The 16,437-nt window shown below is 44.3% G+C and carries 14 protein-coding genes; 2 read left to right on the forward strand and 12 right to left on the reverse strand.

The window, feature by feature from the left end; genetic code table 11:
* Window positions 1-205: 205 nt before the first annotated feature.
* Together JFC06_RS00925 and JFC06_RS00930 are read right to left on the reverse strand one after the other, a co-directional pair.
* A complete protein-coding gene (locus JFC06_RS00925) occupies window positions 206-523 on the reverse strand; it encodes a hypothetical protein (RefSeq protein ID WP_193004789.1) in 318 nt (105 codons plus the stop codon).
* 325 nt (window positions 524-848) lie between these two features.
* Window positions 849-2,270: an SLC13 family permease gene (locus tag JFC06_RS00930; protein ID WP_193004788.1), complete on the reverse strand. Its 1,422-nt coding sequence runs from the start codon at window positions 2,268-2,270 to the stop codon at window positions 849-851.
* A gap of 440 nt (window positions 2,271-2,710) precedes the next feature.
* Here JFC06_RS00930 and JFC06_RS00935 point away from each other — a divergent pair, with 440 nt between their 5' ends.
* On the forward strand, window positions 2,711-2,875 hold the full coding sequence (locus tag JFC06_RS00935; protein WP_193004787.1) for a hypothetical protein: 165 nt from the start codon (window positions 2,711-2,713) through the stop codon (window positions 2,873-2,875).
* A 72-nt stretch (window positions 2,876-2,947) separates the two neighbouring features.
* Here JFC06_RS00935 and JFC06_RS00940 read toward each other — a convergent pair whose 3' ends face one another.
* Window positions 2,948-3,643 carry a YoaK family protein gene (locus JFC06_RS00940; RefSeq protein WP_193004786.1) on the reverse strand — a complete coding sequence of 232 codons (696 nt, stop codon included), beginning with the start codon at window positions 3,641-3,643 and terminating at the stop codon, window positions 2,948-2,950.
* A gap of 104 nt (window positions 3,644-3,747) precedes the next feature.
* Window positions 3,748-4,554 carry an enoyl-ACP reductase FabI gene (locus tag JFC06_RS00945; RefSeq protein WP_193004785.1) on the reverse strand — a complete coding sequence of 269 codons (807 nt, stop codon included), beginning with the start codon at window positions 4,552-4,554 and terminating at the stop codon, window positions 3,748-3,750.
* Window positions 4,555-4,880: 326 nt separating this feature from the next.
* Here JFC06_RS00945 and folE point away from each other — a divergent pair, with 326 nt between their 5' ends.
* Window positions 4,881-5,477, forward strand: coding sequence for a GTP cyclohydrolase I FolE (gene folE, locus JFC06_RS00950; protein ID WP_193004784.1), 597 nt, complete (start codon window positions 4,881-4,883; stop codon window positions 5,475-5,477).
* A gap of 179 nt (window positions 5,478-5,656) precedes the next feature.
* Here the strand turns inward: folE and JFC06_RS00955 are convergent, their stop codons facing one another.
* The 8 genes from JFC06_RS00955 to JFC06_RS00990 all read right to left on the reverse strand — a co-directional run bounded on the left by JFC06_RS00955 (window position 5,657) and on the right by JFC06_RS00990 (window position 16,232).
* Window positions 5,657-6,979 (reverse strand): iron-containing alcohol dehydrogenase, encoded by a 1,323-nt coding sequence (locus JFC06_RS00955; protein ID WP_198333616.1) that lies wholly within the window; start codon window positions 6,977-6,979, stop codon window positions 5,657-5,659.
* Window positions 6,980-7,251: 272 nt separating this feature from the next.
* Complete coding sequence (locus JFC06_RS00960) at window positions 7,252-8,925, reverse strand: ABC transporter ATP-binding protein (protein ID WP_227685551.1); 1,674 nt, start codon at window positions 8,923-8,925, stop codon at window positions 7,252-7,254.
* 1 nt (window position 8,926) lies between these two features.
* Window positions 8,927-9,994, reverse strand: a complete 1,068-nt coding sequence (locus tag JFC06_RS00965; protein ID WP_193006874.1) for an ABC transporter permease — start codon at window positions 9,992-9,994, stop codon at window positions 8,927-8,929.
* Complete coding sequence (gene yejB, locus JFC06_RS00970) at window positions 9,994-11,064, reverse strand: microcin C ABC transporter permease YejB (protein ID WP_193006875.1); 1,071 nt, start codon at window positions 11,062-11,064, stop codon at window positions 9,994-9,996. Before yejB ends, JFC06_RS00965 begins: the two co-directional genes overlap by 1 nt.
* 92 nt (window positions 11,065-11,156) lie before the next feature.
* Complete coding sequence (gloB, locus tag JFC06_RS00975; protein ID WP_198333618.1) at window positions 11,157-11,936, reverse strand: hydroxyacylglutathione hydrolase; 780 nt, start codon at window positions 11,934-11,936, stop codon at window positions 11,157-11,159.
* Window positions 11,937-12,039: 103 nt separating this feature from the next.
* On the reverse strand, window positions 12,040-13,872 hold the full coding sequence (locus tag JFC06_RS00980; RefSeq protein WP_198333619.1) for an extracellular solute-binding protein: 1,833 nt from the start codon (window positions 13,870-13,872) through the stop codon (window positions 12,040-12,042).
* Window positions 13,873-14,139: 267 nt separating this feature from the next.
* Complete coding sequence (gene serC, locus JFC06_RS00985; protein WP_198333620.1) at window positions 14,140-15,276, reverse strand: 3-phosphoserine/phosphohydroxythreonine transaminase; 1,137 nt, start codon at window positions 15,274-15,276, stop codon at window positions 14,140-14,142.
* 119 nt (window positions 15,277-15,395) lie between these two features.
* Window positions 15,396-16,232, reverse strand: a complete 837-nt coding sequence (locus tag JFC06_RS00990) for a hypothetical protein (protein ID WP_198333621.1) — start codon at window positions 16,230-16,232, stop codon at window positions 15,396-15,398.
* Window positions 16,233-16,437 lie beyond the last annotated feature (205 nt).

The following is a 16,437-nucleotide window of genomic DNA, read 5'->3' on the forward strand; positions in this document are numbered from 1 at the left end:
TTATGGGGGTAATTTAGGTGTGATTCAAGTTGGTAATAGTGTTTGGTTAGAACTGAGAATGTGGTTGTAGTATCTACTAAGGTCAAAGATCACTTATTGATTTTTGCTGTTCCAGAGTTCTACAGTCATCAGAACGATGAAAGACCTGATTGCAATGCAAATACCTACATAGTTTACTATTATAAAGATGGCCTAAATGATGACATCAATCACTACTCGTATAAATAATCTGTTGGCTGGTGGCCGCTCCCATAAAAAAGGTATGTAGTTTTTGCAATGGCAGCCTAGGAAAAGGAAGATGTAGCGAAAGTATTAATTTCTCAAATGCCACTATCTCATTGGCTAACGCGCTAGCGGTTTCAGGGTGAATCTGTGGATTATCATAAAGATGGTCAATTAACCACGTCAATTGTGGAAAATTCGCATTATCATGAACCTGATAAAAGGTGGGCAATAGCTCATCAGAGATTTGGCAGCGGGTTTTGCGGATCATACCGCTTTTGTAGTACATGTTTAAAGACATATTATGATAACTCCCTTAAGTTCTTAATACTCACATATCCAAAACACTCTTTATCTTCTTCAATCTCAAGATCGCCATTTCCTATATGGCCAACAGGCGCAATCAAAAGCTGACCGTTTGAGATAAGAGCATTGATGTTACACATATCCTCTGCATCCACCTCAAGTTTGTCATCAATATGAGGGGCTGTGTTAAAAGGTGAGTCTTTATTTTAAAAAGTAACTGCTGATTTGATACATCAGTAATGAGTAAAAACAAATAAAAAACCCGATGCCTCGTAATGGTTGAGACATCGGGTTTATTTATCATAACGCTGTTAATGAGACTATATCAAGAAAAAATAAGCCCACAACCCAACCACAAAGGTAGCGATAATATTGAGAATGACACCCGTACGGATCATCTCCGTCTGTTTAATCAGGCCAGTACCAAATACAATAGCATTGGGCGGCGTGGCAACTGGAAGCATAAAGGCACAAGAAGCCCCAATACCGATGACCAATACCAGTACTTCATGCGGCAGACCCATCTGCTCAGCGATAGCCGCAAATACAGGTACAAGTAGCGCGGCAGAGGCAGTATTAGAAGCAAACTCTGTCAAAAATATAATAAACGCCGATACTGCAATCATAACCACAATCAGCGGTGCAGCAGACAGTGCATTGGCTACCGTCTCACCCAGTACCAACGACGCCCCTGATACTTTTAAAATCGTTGACAGGGCAATACCACCACCGAACAACATGAGGACACCCCAATCGGTATTATCAGAGACTTGTTTCCATGATACCAAACCCAGACTGACCACAGCCGCCGCCGCTGATAAAGCAATAACAGCATCGGTATCAGTAATGTCCAGTGCTGCGCCAATTTTTTTGGAAAATATCCAGCTCAATGCCGTGACGATAAAGACGATAATAGTCACCACACGCGGTTTGTTCCAAGCAATAGGCTCGTCTTCAACCAGTGTGATTTTACGATTTAGGTTCGGTTTAAGAAACACGTACATTGCACCCAATAATAGCGGCAATAATACCAGCATCATTGGCACACCAAACTTCATCCAATCCACAAAGGCAATGTCGAGTGCTTTTGCCGCGATGGCGTTAGGCGGTGAACCGACAATGGTACCCAATCCCCCAAGACTTGCTGAGTAAGCAATACCCAATAACACAAAAACAAAAGTACCACGATCTTTTTCACGATCAACTTGCGTCAAAATACCAAGCGCCAGCGGTAACATCATCGCCGCAGTCGCCGTATTCGATATCCACATCGATAAGAATGCCGTTACCCCAAATATCAAAAACACGGCTGTGCTTAGTTTGCCACCTGACATCGATAAAATCTTTAGCGCAATTTTTTTGTCCAACTGCTGCACATGCAAGGCCGCCGCCAACGCAAAACCACCAAAGAACAAATAAATGGTAGGATTAGCGAAACTTTGCAGACCAATTTCAGCATCGAACTCTGGTATACCAATTAAGGCCCCGACCACTACTACTAATAGTGCAGTAATCGTCACGTGTACTGCTTCTGTGAGCCACAATACCCCAATAAAAAATAGCAGGGACAGACCCTTATTGGCATTGATGTCGAATGGTAATACATTATAAATAACCATACTAACAAGCGCTGCAATAACGACAACGATCAACCCTTTGCCCGTACCCTTTGGAAAGGTATCTGTAAATAAATACTCATTGCCATCTTTAGGAAGATGGCTATCTAGTTTTTGCTCTGACATAAAATGTCCTTAGTTCCTCAAAGACAGTGGGGAAATCCCATATATAAAGACGTGTACTACTCGTCAACCTTCTTTTTCTCGTACCCCAAAAAAATACGTCGCCATCATAGCAGATATACATCAAAAAAATCCTTTGATGAAGCATGGGTTTGCTTTATATCAGCCCCTACTTCGAATTAGGCTGTAAATTTAGACACTGATGGGCATTACATTTCTATCTAATCATAAGTTCTAGCCCCGTTTCTTACTCAGTCGCCACGGGGTCTTTTGTTACACAACGTCACTAAATAAGCCCATATCCTATATGTACAACACAGAAGCCATATCTCATACTAAACTGTTGCAGTTCCACTAAAACACCAATAAATAGTTAATAACAATAGATTGAAACCATAAGTTTGTTAGAACTGAAACATTCATAAAACGTATAGGAGCACTTTATGACAGATACAAATAAAACCGACTCGACCACCAAAATGGCGCGAAAAGATATCAACCAAGATGGTCTGGCCAAAGAAGATCAACAGCGCACCGATGACTCAGCACTTGATATGATGCAAGGCATGCACGAACATGAAGATCATAAAGAAGAAGACGAAAAGTAATTTAGTGCTTTGGCACCCAAATACCCAGTGTGCGACTGTAAGATAAAACGTATAAAATGAGAGGCACTTATCTTATGATGAGTGTCTCTCGCGTTTTGGCTCTCTTTTTTCTGGCAAGCGATCTGAGGCATAGTTATATATAAATGCCGCTGTTAAAACGATCGTAATCGGTACAAATAGAGCCTCATAGCCAACTTTGGCAAACAAGTACGCCCCGACTGCACTACCCCCGCAAAAGCAATACCAAATAACAGCTTGAAAACCCAATGTCGGCTTACTAATCGCGCGACCAGCCAACCAGTTACCGATTGCAGCCCCCATGTCGGATGTTAGCCCTGTCAAATGAGTGGTACGAATAACTGCACCACTATAAGTCGCTACCATGGCATTTTGTAGGCCACATGCCATCGCTGCTGCCAGCTGCCCCAAAAAATCATGCTGCTGGTACAGCCAATAACTCACCAATAGTAATGCCGCCTCAATATACAGCGCCTGTCCATAGCGTTTGCCCAATTTCAATGCAGCTTGTCCAATGATAAAGCCACTCAATATTGCCCCTGCTAAAAAGGACAACAGTAGCGTACCGATATATAAAATACTACGAGCATCCAAATAGGCAATGGCCGCTGCAAATAAGCTCACATTACCCGTGACATGCGAGACCGATAAATTCGCGAAACCCATTAATGCTGCCGTATTAACGCAGCCTGCACTAAATGCCAGTACTGCACCGCCCCACAATATCCACCTTGGTAACTTAGTTATCATATGTATATAACGCCTAAAGGCTGCTCTCAAAATTGCCCCTAGTATAACCAAAAAAGGCAGCCAATTGGCTGCCTCTCCTATATCAAACCACTAATACCAAACCGTTATTTAGGCTCATCAAGCGTCATTAATTGCTCACTGATAGCGACCGTATTAAAGCCTGCATCTACAAACATAATCTCACCAGTAATACCTGAAGCCCATGGCGACAGTAAAAACAACGCTGCATTACCTACTTCTGTTTGGGTAATATTACGTTGTAACGGCGCAATTTTTTCACTGATATCGAGCATCTTACGGAATGATTTGATACCACTGGCAGCTAGCGTACGGATAGGACCTGCTGAGATCGCATTCACACGAATGCCTTCACCGCCCATAGAGGTGGCAAGATAGCGCACACTGGCTTCAAGACTGGCTTTGGCCATACCCATCACATTATAGTTTGGCAATACTGAGATACTACCTTCATAAGTCAATGTCAACATAGAGCCATGACGCATGGCCAGCAACTCACGAGCTTCTTTAGCCAAAGCCACAAAGCTATAGCTTGAGATATCATGGGCAATGTGACTGCCTTCACGAGTCGTGGCGCTGACAAAATCGCCGTCCAGCTGATCCATGGGTGCAAAGCCAATCGCATGTACCACACCATCAATACCATCACCCCAGTGAGCCGTGACTTGCTTAAAGCAGGCAGCAATAGACTCATCAGATGCCACATCACACTCGAGTACCAAATCCGCCTCAAAGGCTTCTGCTGCCATATCCACGCGTTTTTTGATTTTATCGTTTGGATAAGTCAGGATCAATGATGCACCCTCACGGTGTAGCGCTTCAGCAATTGCCCAAGCGATAGAAAGTTTGCTTGCGATGCCAGTTACGACAAAACGTTGTCCTTGTAGTAGCATAGTATTTCCTTTTGAATCGAACGAAATTATTTAGAAGATAAAGTTATTTAGAATAGTCAGATGTGAGAAATAACGTATAGTGACCAAATACAAATAAAAGAAGATATTATACACGAATTGATTTAAGTAAACAGTCGTAAACTGTATTCACTTTTTCTGGGGCTGAATATGGATTAAACGTACAACTGCTCACCACAGCAGTATGAAGTTAAGCAGATTTCAAGTATAATCACAGCCCTCCCAGCTTGCACAATTTTTATAAAAATCCTTTACATAATAGGATTTAGCGTTAAGCTACACCCACATTTTGGATGGCTGCCAAACTTATGAGTATCACCCCAACCATAACATCAGATTACCAAGAAAGCGTTGAGTCTTATCGTCAACTGATTCTCTCAACGGGCGAAGACTTGGAACGTCCTGGTCTTGAAGAGACCCCGATGCGGGCCGCAAAAGCGTTTGCTCATCTAACCCAAGGCTATCATCAAAGCTTAGATGAAGTCGTCAATGACGCCCTATTTCCCTCGAACAATCGCGAGCTAGTATTGGTACAAAACATCGAGTTTTATTCATTGTGCGAGCATCATATGTTGCCGTTTCATGGTATTGCACATGTGGGCTACTTACCCAACGGTCAAGTACTGGGCTTATCAAAATTTGCCCGTATTGTCGACATGTTCGCCCGCCGTTTGCAAGTCCAAGAAAACCTGAGCGATCAGATAGCACAAACCATTATGGATGTGACTGGCTGTCGCGGTGTCGCTATCGTTATGGATGCATCACACATGTGTATGATGATGCGCGGTGTGAGCAAACAGCACACCACCACTCGTACCACCTCGATGCTGGGCGAGTTTGTTCATGACAATCAGGCACGCATGGAGTTTTTGAGTGCGATTCCTAGACGTCAACCAGCGTTTTAAATTACTGGGTTAGCACGTGTTAAATCAGTACCTATCAAAAAGGACACTTACTTATGCAGTGTCCTTTTTTTTACCGCCTTTAAGTGCCTTATGAATGATTACTAGCACTCTTTATTGGTACTACTGTTTAACAGATGTACCATCTTAGCGACACTACGTTCTTTAGCAACCTTATGTTTTTAAGCCACTTTATTACCTTTAACATCAGTATCAGTATCAGTATCCACACGCTCGTCACTTGCCTGCTTAATTTTCGTTAGGATATTTTTTATTTCAGACGCTGATAAATAAGTGGGAACTGCATAAGTATCACTGACTTCTTTAGCAGCTGCTTTGGCAATATGATCAAAATCACTGGCCTGCATACCCTTAACGGTTGGATCAATGTTTAGGGTATTAATCAGGTCACGTACTTGAGTAATAAGATGGTCTGCAATATCACGATCATTACCAATAGCTTGACCATCCTTTATCATACCGGTTTTTTTGGCCAATTCAGCCAATCTTTTTTTGCTGGCCTCACGGTTCACTTCAAGTACATAAGGTAACACGATAGCATTGGCACGACCATGAGGAATACTATAATACGCTCCTAATTGGTGTGCAATGGCATGCACATAACCAAGACCCGCTTTGTTAAAGGCGATACCGCCATAATGCGCTGCTATACCCATCTCCTCTCTTGCTTTTAGATTCCCGCCCTCTTTATAAACCACTGGCAAGTAATGCATCACGGATTTAACAGCTGAAGCCGCATAATAGTCGGTTTCGACGCTGGCATTGACACTCATCCATGCTTCAAGCGCATGCGTCAACACATCAATACCAGTGTCCGCTGTGATATGTGCTGGCATGCCCTTCATAATCGTAGGGTCAATAGCCGCTGCCAATGGGACCATTCTTGGGTCGATTGACAGTGCTTTTTGATGGGTTGTATCATCTGACACAACTGCCCCAAGCGTCGCTTCTGAGCCAGTACCAGCAGTGGTAGGAATACAATAGAGCGGCACTGAAGGCTTTCTTGCCTTCAGAATGCCGATGAGTTTTTTGGGTTGACAATTATTACCTTGCGCCATCGCAATCATCTTAGCCGCATCAATCACTGAGCCGCCGCCAATGGCAAGTATCGAATCGCACTTAGCCGCAACTGATTGGCGCAGTCCTTCTTCAATCACCTTGAACGTAGGATCTGGCGTAATACCGTCATAGACTTTATAGCTGATATTTTTTGCCTTTAAATAATCGGTGACTTTAGCGGGTATGCTAAGCTTATTTAGCACCGAATCAGTGACGATAAAGACATTGGTACTACCTTCATTGATGAGCATATCACATAGCTCATCACAAGAAGTCTCACCGACAAACAACATTGGTCGTCTAACGGGTATGACGTAAGAAAATATCTTTAATACCTTGGCGCGCGTTTTGGCGACCGCCACATAACCTGCATACTGTAAACCATTGGTACTGACTAATTTGGTCATACTGTTTTGTTTTTTCATGGGCACAAAATCCTTTTTAATAATGTTAACAATAGCAATGACGATCATGCGAAACAACCATGTTGGCCGCTGTTATCATAGATAATATATAAATAGCGTGAGCGCCTACACTAAGTCAACGACTGTCCAAACTTATTGTACCACTGCCATTTTTAGTATGCCGCTATTATTGTGAACTGCTATGTGTTGCTTGCTTACAGCGTATAAAGGTATAGGTATCGTCAGTCCATCATAAAAGAGCCCCATTGTAGACAGTGTTTTATTTGTGTGAACTAACTGATACTCGCCTGCAGTAACTGCTTAGCATACGGATGTTGGGGTTTATTGAAAATATCTTCGGTACGTCCAGACTCCACACACATGCCGTCTTTGAGCACCACAACATGCTGACACAAGGCGCGCACTACCTTTAAATCATGACTGATAAACACATAGCTGATACGCTGCTTTTCTTGAATTTCACGTAATAAGCTAACCACAGTCACCTGCGTGGTACTGTCAAGCGCCGAAGTGGGTTCATCCAATATCAACAGACTGGGCTTCATAATGAGGGCACGCGCCAATGCCACGCGCTGACGCTGTCCACCTGATAGCTCGTGGGGATAACGCTGCGCAAACTCAGCTGGCAGATGCACCGTGGCCAAACTATCCATCACCGCTTGCTGACGAGTCACTTTGTCGACACCTTGTACTAGCAGTCCTTCTTCAACGATTTGCAACACAGTCATACGCGGGTTAATACTGGCAAATGGGTCTTGAAAGACCATTTGAATCTGCGAACGAAACTGACGTAAGGCTTTTTTGGATAATGCCGAGATATCTTGATCATTGACTACTATCTGACCACTCACACGCGCCTGAGTGCTAAGTAATTGACTGAGCGCAAGGGCAATCGTGGTTTTTCCAGAACCTGACTCCCCAACGACACCTAGGGCCTGCCCTTTTTGTAGCGTCATATCCACATCTTTGATCGCATTAAACCAACGCTTGGTACCGCCAAACAAGCTTTTTTCGATTGGAAACTGTACCTTAAGATGGTTCACTTTTAGTACGCTTGCTTGCTTATCTTCGTTGTTGTCTATTAGATTTAATGCTTGCCCAAAGTCTTGCTTGATAAGCGTACGCGTATATTCGGCCTTGGGATGCTCAAACACAGATGCAGTTTCGCCTTGTTCGATCGTCTGTCCTTGACGCATCACGATGACCTCATCACTATAACGCCTGACCAGATTTAGGTCATGACTGATTAGCACCATCGCCATATTGTGTTGGCGCTTGAGACGCTCTAATAGTTCAAGTATTTCATGCTGCAAAGTGATATCAAGCGCGGTCGTTGGTTCATCAGCGATTAATATGTCAGGCTGCTGTGCCAATGCCATGGCAATCATCACGCGTTGTCGCTGACCCCCTGATATCTCATGGGGATAGCGTTTTAGTTTATCAGCAGGGTCGGTGATATTGACATCTTCTAACAAAGCAATACTTTTGTCTCGCCACTGCTTTTTGGGTACGCCGCTTAGACGTAGTGATTCAGCGATTTGCTTGGCGACCGTATGCAATGGGTTTAATGCCGTCATCGGCTCTTGGAAAATCATACCGACACGCCGCCCTCGGACAGAGCGTAACGCAGCGTTACGCGCCTTGTCATTGTCTATTGACAGCGCAGTCATTCCGGTGGGACAGGCTAGCTGCACCTTTCCCGCAACCATCAAACTGTCTGGCAATAAATCCAATAGTGCAAGACTCGCAATCGATTTACCGGAGCCTGATTCACCAACGATAGCCAAGGTTTGCCCTTGTCTTAGCTCATAAGACAGCTCGTCAACCAATTGGACGCCTGTGACAGTAGTGATACTGAGCTTATCCACGCTCAGCATGAGCCTGTTTGGTGCATTACTATGGTTTTCTTTTAGACCACTATTTTTTTGTTCAGTAGCTACGGTCATATTAAGAGCGCCTCGGGTCAAACGCATCACGCAATGCTTCACCAACGAAGATCAGCAATGATAGAATAAAAGTTAAGCTAAAAAATCCTGATAGTGCCAACCACGGTGCATCAAGGTTGTTTTTCCCTTGCACCATCAGCTCACCCAATGACGGTGAACCAGGTGGCAACCCGTACCCTAAAAAGTCGAGCGCCGTTAAGGCGATGATGTTGGCGGTTAAAATAAACGGCAGTTGCGACAAACTCGACGCCAACGCATTGGGTAGAATGTGTCTTAGCATGATTTGACTGTCCGAAACGCCAAGGTTGCGAGCAGCCCGTACATAATCAAAATTACGCGCACGCAAAAACTCTGCCCGTACCAAACCAACCAACCCCATCCAACCAAATAACAGCATCATGGCAAAAAGCGTCGTGATACTAGGACTAAACAAGCTGACCAAAATAATGATCATAAACAGCTGCGGCATACCGCCCCACACTTCCATGAAGCGCTGTCCTGCCAAATCTACCCACCCACCATAATACCCTTGTATCGCACCGACGATAATACCAATCAAAGCGCCCGCAAGCGTCAAGGCCAGTCCAAATAATAAAGACACTCGCATCCCATACAGTATTCGCGCCAGCACATCACGGCCCAAATCATCGGTGCCAAGCCAGTTTTGACTGTTGGGCGCTGCTGGATATGGCACCCCCAGCTCAACATTGGGCGTCTGATCAGCAAATGGAATGGGCGGCATCACATAATAGCCCTGCTCATCAATCAGTGCTTGCACCGCAGGATCTTTGTAATTGGCTTCGGTTTCGAACACACCACCAAAGGTTGTCTCAGGATACGCTTTTAGAATGGGGAAATAATAGTCACCTTCATACTGCACAAAGAGCGGCTTATCATTAGCAATGACATTGGCTGCCATACAAATAATGAATATCACCACAAAAATAAACAGTGATATCACACCAAGTCGATTGCGGCGAAATCGAGTGAAGCGCGCCTGCCATATAGGATTTAAACGGCGTTTCTTTTTTACAAATGTAGCGGATGGGGTTAGAGATTGACTTGACATTAGCGCCCCTCAAAATCAATACGGGGATCAATTAAGTGATAACTTAAATCACTGATTAACTGTAGTAACAGCCCCACCAAAGTAAAGATAAATAGCGTGCCAAATATCACTGGATAGTCGCGTTGCTGAATGGCTTCAAAACCAAGTAGTCCCAAACCATCCAATTTAAAGATAATCTCAATAAGAAAGTTGCCCGCAAAGAAAATCCCGACGATAGCCGCTGGTATGCCCGCAATAATAATCAACATCGCATTGCGAAATACATGCCCATATAAAACCTGACGCTCCCCCAACCCTTTGGCGCGAGCGGTGAGCACATATTGCTTACCAAGCTCCTCTAAAAAACTAAACTTAGTCAAATACGTCAAGCCAGCAAAACCACCAACCGTACTTGCCAACAGCGGCAGTGCCAGATGCCAAAAGTAATCTTTAACCTTGCCAAGGGTACTTAATTGATCAAAATTCTCAGAGGTTAGCCCTTGAAGCGGAAAAATATTCCAGTAGCTACCGCCCGCAAAAAACACCAGTAGTATGACCGCAAAGACAAACACGGGGATCGCATGACCGATGGCGAGGAGCATGGCCGTGACTTTATCGATGCCTGAACCATGGTGCATGGCTTTATAAACCCCAAGCGGAATGGCTATCATATAAATGAGCAGCGTACTCCAAAGTCCAAGCGAGATGGAGACGGGTAGCTTCTCTACAATAAGCTCTGTCACTGATTGCCCTTTAAAAAACGACTCACCGAAGTCTAGCTGAGCATAATTTTTTAACATCAGCCAAAAGCGCTCAGGCGCAGATTTATCAAAACCGTACTGCGCATTAATAGCAGTAACCATCTCCTCCGATAAGCCACGCGTCCCTTGATAAGTACTGCTGTTGCCACCTGCACTACCCGCACCAATATTACCACCCAGTGCGTTATCTTTTGCCCCTTGCTCAATGAGTGCCAGCTGTTGTTCCACAGGTCCACCTGGTGCTGCTTGTACAATCACAAAATTTGCCAGCAATATCAAAAAAAGCGTCGGTAATATCAGCAATAACCTTTTTAAGATATAACGACCCATAGTGGTGGCTTCCTACAATAAATGTTTTTGACAACAGAGAAAATGAGCAGTATAGCGTTCCCAAAGCGGGGCGGTGATTAAAACATACGGGTTTAAAAGTTGTTTTTAAGCTCACGTAGCGCGGCAAACACGGTCAAAGACTTATCATCTTCAATGGTCACCTTGGATTTGACGCCTGCGATCACACTCGGCTCTTGGGTGCGTAAAAACACATTAACCGCGCGCTCATGCTCTAAGGTCACGGGTAAGGTTGGTATGCCTTGCGCTGTTTTTTCTTCTGCTTGTCTCAAAGCGTGCTGCATGGCGGCATTGTCAGGCTCAATAGATAAGCCAAAACGTAGATTGCTAGCGGTGTACTCGTGAGCAGGATACAGCAGCGTCTCGGCTGGTAGGGTGTTTAAGCGTTTAAAGCTGTCATATAACTGTTCAATCGTACCAGTAAAAACACGTCCACAACCCGCACTAAACAAGGTGTCGCCGCAAAAGCAATGCTTACCACCATCGACATCTAGTACATAGGCCACATGACTAGCAGTGTGACCAGACACGTCCCACACTTGGGCCGCACAGCCCCATGCACTCACCGTACTACCGTCCTTTATCGTCTGATCTTCATCTACATTGTGCTCAGGATGGGCGACCAAATGCGTCATGGGATAAGACTCTTGTAACCCCGCGACGCCGCCAACGTGATCATGATGATGATGCGTGGTCCAAATCGAGGTCAGCTCCAACGCATGCTCTTCTAAATAGGCGGCGACAGGCTCGGCTTGACCCGGATCAATGACAATCGCTTGCTTATTGCTTTCATTAATTAATGTCCAAATGTAATTGTCATTAAACGCTTTAATCGGGTGAATACGAATACTCATGTTAAATCCTTACCAATCGTTGTTTTTATTGCGAGTGCTTTTTGTTCAAATACTAGTAACTAAAAATTTAGTGACTAAATTAGTGACTAAAGATGACACCTGCTTATTGCTTCAAGTAATTATTAACCCGTGCCTCTGCTGCTTTATCTGTCCACCAATAGTCAATACCAACGGCGTTGGTAGGCAGTTTTTCAGTATGCCGGTATTGGTCCCAGTAAGCGACATTGGTGCCAGATTTGCCGTATAGTGGCACGACATAGTGACCTGCGCGCAATAAGCGATCCAGCACATGAGTGTAGAGCACAATCTCTTCACGGTTCTTAGCACCACCTAACTTTTCTATTACTCTATCAATCACCGGATTTTTGATACCAACGGTATTTCTATTACCCGTTTGATCAGCGGCAGCGCTGCCCCAAAAGCTGAACTGCTCTGCCCCTGGTGACAGACTTTGGGCAAAGACATCCACCACCATATCATAGTCAAAATTGCGCATGCGCTCATAATATTGTGGTCCATCAACTTGGCGCAGCGTCGCATCGAACCCTAACCGCTTTAAGTGACGAATATAAGGTAGCAACACACGTCCCATCGTTTCGCCCGTCATCAACAGCTCAATTTTCGCAAGCTGTCCATTCGGTTGATACAGTTTCATATCATCATAATAAAATCCCGCATCTAACAATAACTGCCGTGCTGCAAGCAACCCTTGTCGATTAAAACCACTACCATCACTGGTTGGCAGTTGCCATTCTGCTAACACTGCTTGACGCTGCGTCGGTTCAAGTTTGGATAATAATGGATTGAGCACTTTCATCTCGGCCACAGATGGCGTTCCTGTCGCTGCCAGCTCCGAGCCATGAAAAAAGCTTTGCAAGCGTTCATACTGACCATGAAACAAAGTCTTATTCATCCATTCAAAGTCATAAGCGGCTGTTAATGCTTGGCGCACTCGAATGTCTTGAAAAATAGGCTGGCGCATATTCATAACCAAACCTTGCATCGGTACTGGGTTTTGACTGCTTATCGTTTCTTTTTTGATCATGCCTGCTTTGACGGCAGGAAAATTATAGCCCGTTGCCCAGTTAGAAGCTTTGTTTTCGGGGCGAAAACGATACTGGCCAGACTTAAACCCTTCAAAAGCAATCTCATCACTTTGATAATACACAAACTTAATCATATCGAAGTTGTAACGACCACGATTGACCATCAGATCACGCCCCCAATAGTTGGGATCACGCACGTAGCTGACCGAACGACCTGCATCGACGCGACCAAGCTTATAAGGCCCACTACCCATCAAAGGCGTCAGAGTAATTTTTTCAAAATCAGCTTCGATAGATGACTTAGCAAATATCGGAAACTGCCCGACGGTTAATAAAATCTCTTTATTATCATCAGAGGCAAAAACAAACTTTACTTGTTGCTTGTTAATAACCTGCACTTCTTGGATATCGCCCAAATAACTGCGGATGTACATCGGTCCTTTACTTAATAGCGCATCATAGGTCGCTTTAACGTCACGACTCGTCACAGCTGAGCCATCCCAAAAGCGCGCGTTGGGGTTGATATGATAAATAATCCAGCTGGTGTCCTCTGGATCATAAGTGACCTTGCTTGCCAACTGCGGATACATGGTAAACGCTTCATTTAATGAACCAGTCATCAAGGTATCATACAGATAATCAGTCCCAATCATCGCCACACCAGTGGTCATCCATTTATTGGCGCTATTGAAGGTACCGCGTGCATCTAATGAGAGTGTGCCACCTTTTGGTGCATTTGGATTGGCGTAGGGCATATAAGCCGCGCCCATATACTCAGTAGGACTGTTGTGACCAAGCGCCGTCGTTGTCATTGGTGCAGCAAAACTGACTGGCATCCAGCTGAGGACAATGGCAAATAAGACGGTTTGTAACCTAGCATTTTTTATCATAATAAAGTTATACAAACCCCTATGCCAAACCAATGGATGTATGAGAGTTTACCTAATGACTAAAAGGTATGGTAAATGACTGCAGAATACTAAAAACGTCAGTATCGCAAAATTTTATCATAACAAACTTAGGTTTTTTAACCTAATGGTTTGCCATATTAAGACAGGCACATCATGTTTCGACACGCCAAAGGGTACACGAGAATCAATAAAAAAAGACGCAGTTCACAAGAATTGCGTCTTTTTTAGTTTAAACGACATGGGTCGTTATGCGTACTTTTTTTCAAATGCTGTCATAAAGTCAACCAACTGCTGTACCCAGTCAAGAGGCACCGCATTGTAAATGCTAGCACGCATACCACCAACATCACGGTGGCCTTTTAGATTCATCAAACCCGCGGCTTCTGACTCCTCTAAGAAGCGTTTATCAAGACTACTATCAGCGAGAGTAAACGGTACGTTCATGATAGAACGATATTGAGGGGCTACGGGGTTGCTATAAAAACTGCTACTATCAATGGTCTGATAGAGCAGCTCTGCTTTTTGCTGATTAATTTTACCCATAGCTGCCACGCCGCCCTGCTCTTCTAACCAATCAAAGACCAGTCCTGCTAGATACCAAGAGTAAGTCGCTGGCGTGTTTGACATGGATTCCTTATCAGCCTGATGTTCATAATTTAGAAGCATAGGGCACCACTCGCTTGCCTGCCCCAATAAATCTTCACGGACGATAACAATGACCAATCCTGCTGGGCCAATATTCTTTTGCGCGCCCGCATAAATCATACCAAACTTAGACACATCAATGGGCTGAGACAAGATACAAGACGACATATCAGCGATGATCGGTGCATCGACTTGAGGCGGCTCAAATATCTGCAAACCATGAATGGTCTCATTAGCGCAGTAATGGAAGTACGCTGCATCATCGCTCAAGCTCCAACCGCTTTGGGCTGGCACATCGGTAAAGTTACAGTCTTTACCCGTGGCCACCAAGTTAATCTCACCAAGACCTAAATTGGCATAACGCTGCGCTTCCTTGACTGCTTTGCCTGACCAAGTACCAGTAGTCAGATAGTCTGCGCGACCACCATTTAACAGATTTAATGGAATCGCTGAAAACTGTAAGCTGGCACCGCCTTGTAAAAACAGCACTTTATAATTATCCGGAATGTCCATCAATGAGCGTAGTTTGGTTTCCGCTTTATCAGTAATCTCCATGTATTCTTTACTACGATGGCTCACTTCCATTACCGACATGCCGCGGCCTTGCCAGTCGAGTAGCTCTGCTTGAGCACGTGATAACACCGCAGTCGGTATCGTGGCAGGTCCTGCAGAAAAATTAGGTAAACGATTAGGAGTCGCCGTATTGAAAGTTGGTGTAGACTCTGGATTGGTAGACATAGCTTTCATCCTAAATATGATGAGGTCATCGTTGTTAGTGGGATTTTAAAAACTGAACGTTAAAACACTCTAAACTGGGTCTTAAATTTTTTCACTTGGCTTAAAATAACTATATATAGCTAATGAGAGAGCGTCTCCCAAAATTGTCGTTTCAAGCTGCTATCAGCAAGCATCTCATCCAATGTCGGCACAGTAGTCATATTGGGATGCTCAAGTCCCTCAGGTAGCGCGGTCAATGCGGCTACTTGTATCTCTTCGCTTCTCCCTATTTTAAACACATAGCCTGCTAGGCTGGCATTGGCAAGCTCGGCAGTATCCATACCTTCGCAGATGGGGAACGATGTTGTCTCACAGGTTATGGACAATGCCTGCGTGATATTTTGCCACAGTTTTTGGCTATCATTATTAAGGGCTTGGATATCAACAAAAAATACCCAGTCCCCATAGCGGCCACCTTGTAAATCAAATGGCGCTATTTTAAGATTGTTAGTGTCGTGACCTCTGTCAGGAGGGTCGATTGATTCAACGGCTGTTGCTTGTGGGACAGCTGGCTCTACACGAGAGGTGGTAGCGGTGTCAGGGGTACTGGTATCAAAACTATAGATTACGGGGCTTTGTTCATGAGGGCGGCTTAAGCCAGCATCGTTATCGTCATGGTAATAAGTGCTATAAGAGTCTTCATCGACTAGAGCTGATCCAAAGTCCTCAGACGTGACATTTGACATATGACCGTTTGTATTATCAATACTTGGTTTTGCCATGTGAGGCTGTTCAACACTTATGCTCGAAGAAACAGGCTGAATGATACTATCGGCGACATTAGGAGCAGAGATGTCTGCGATATTAATGGTTCCTGAGCTTGGCTGCACCCACTGATTAATACCCATTAACGCTAAAATCTGACGCTGCTGCATACGATGTTGCAATACAACTAGCGGGTCTTGGATATCACTCATGCGGGTCTACTATCCTATTTATCACAAATGGGTTTAAAACGTCTATTTTGGACAATACCTTCATATAGGTAGCACCTTGGCAGCCAAATATTCGCTACATCAAGCCTGTTTTAAGTCAGTCAAAAATCTGCCGCACCCGAGCCCGTGCTCTAACAGTAAAAGCCGACAATCATACTCATCTTGACTGACTATCGTATCGTGTAAC

It is taken from the genome of Psychrobacter namhaensis (genome assembly GCF_016107545.1).
GTDB classification, from domain to species: Bacteria; Pseudomonadota; Gammaproteobacteria; order Pseudomonadales; family Moraxellaceae; genus Psychrobacter; species Psychrobacter namhaensis.

What these genes read in the sequence shown, in the direction of transcription:
- JFC06_RS00925 (WP_193004789.1), bottom strand. Translation starts at nt 523, where the DNA reads ATGTCTTTAAACATGTACTACAAAAGCGGTATGATCCGCAAAACCCGC.
- JFC06_RS00930 (WP_193004788.1), bottom strand. Translation starts at nt 2,270, where the DNA reads ATGTCAGAGCAAAAACTAGATAGCCATCTTCCTAAAGATGGCAATGAG.
- JFC06_RS00935 (WP_193004787.1), top strand. Translation starts at nt 2,711, where the DNA reads ATGACAGATACAAATAAAACCGACTCGACCACCAAAATGGCGCGAAAA.
- JFC06_RS00940 (WP_193004786.1), bottom strand. Translation starts at nt 3,643, where the DNA reads ATGATAACTAAGTTACCAAGGTGGATATTGTGGGGCGGTGCAGTACTG.
- JFC06_RS00945 (WP_193004785.1), bottom strand. Translation starts at nt 4,554, where the DNA reads ATGCTACTACAAGGACAACGTTTTGTCGTAACTGGCATCGCAAGCAAA.
- folE (WP_193004784.1), top strand. Translation starts at nt 4,881, where the DNA reads ATGAGTATCACCCCAACCATAACATCAGATTACCAAGAAAGCGTTGAG.
- JFC06_RS00955 (WP_198333616.1), bottom strand. Translation starts at nt 6,979, where the DNA reads ATGAAAAAACAAAACAGTATGACCAAATTAGTCAGTACCAATGGTTTA.
- JFC06_RS00960 (WP_227685551.1), bottom strand. Translation starts at nt 8,925, where the DNA reads ATGACCGTAGCTACTGAACAAAAAAATAGTGGTCTAAAAGAAAACCAT.
- JFC06_RS00965 (WP_193006874.1), bottom strand. Translation starts at nt 9,994, where the DNA reads ATGTCAAGTCAATCTCTAACCCCATCCGCTACATTTGTAAAAAAGAAA.
- yejB (WP_193006875.1), bottom strand. Translation starts at nt 11,064, where the DNA reads ATGGGTCGTTATATCTTAAAAAGGTTATTGCTGATATTACCGACGCTT.
- gloB (WP_198333618.1), bottom strand. Translation starts at nt 11,936, where the DNA reads ATGAGTATTCGTATTCACCCGATTAAAGCGTTTAATGACAATTACATT.
- JFC06_RS00980 (WP_198333619.1), bottom strand. Translation starts at nt 13,872, where the DNA reads ATGATAAAAAATGCTAGGTTACAAACCGTCTTATTTGCCATTGTCCTC.
- serC (WP_198333620.1), bottom strand. Translation starts at nt 15,276, where the DNA reads ATGTCTACCAATCCAGAGTCTACACCAACTTTCAATACGGCGACTCCT.
- JFC06_RS00990 (WP_198333621.1), bottom strand. Translation starts at nt 16,232, where the DNA reads ATGAGTGATATCCAAGACCCGCTAGTTGTATTGCAACATCGTATGCAG.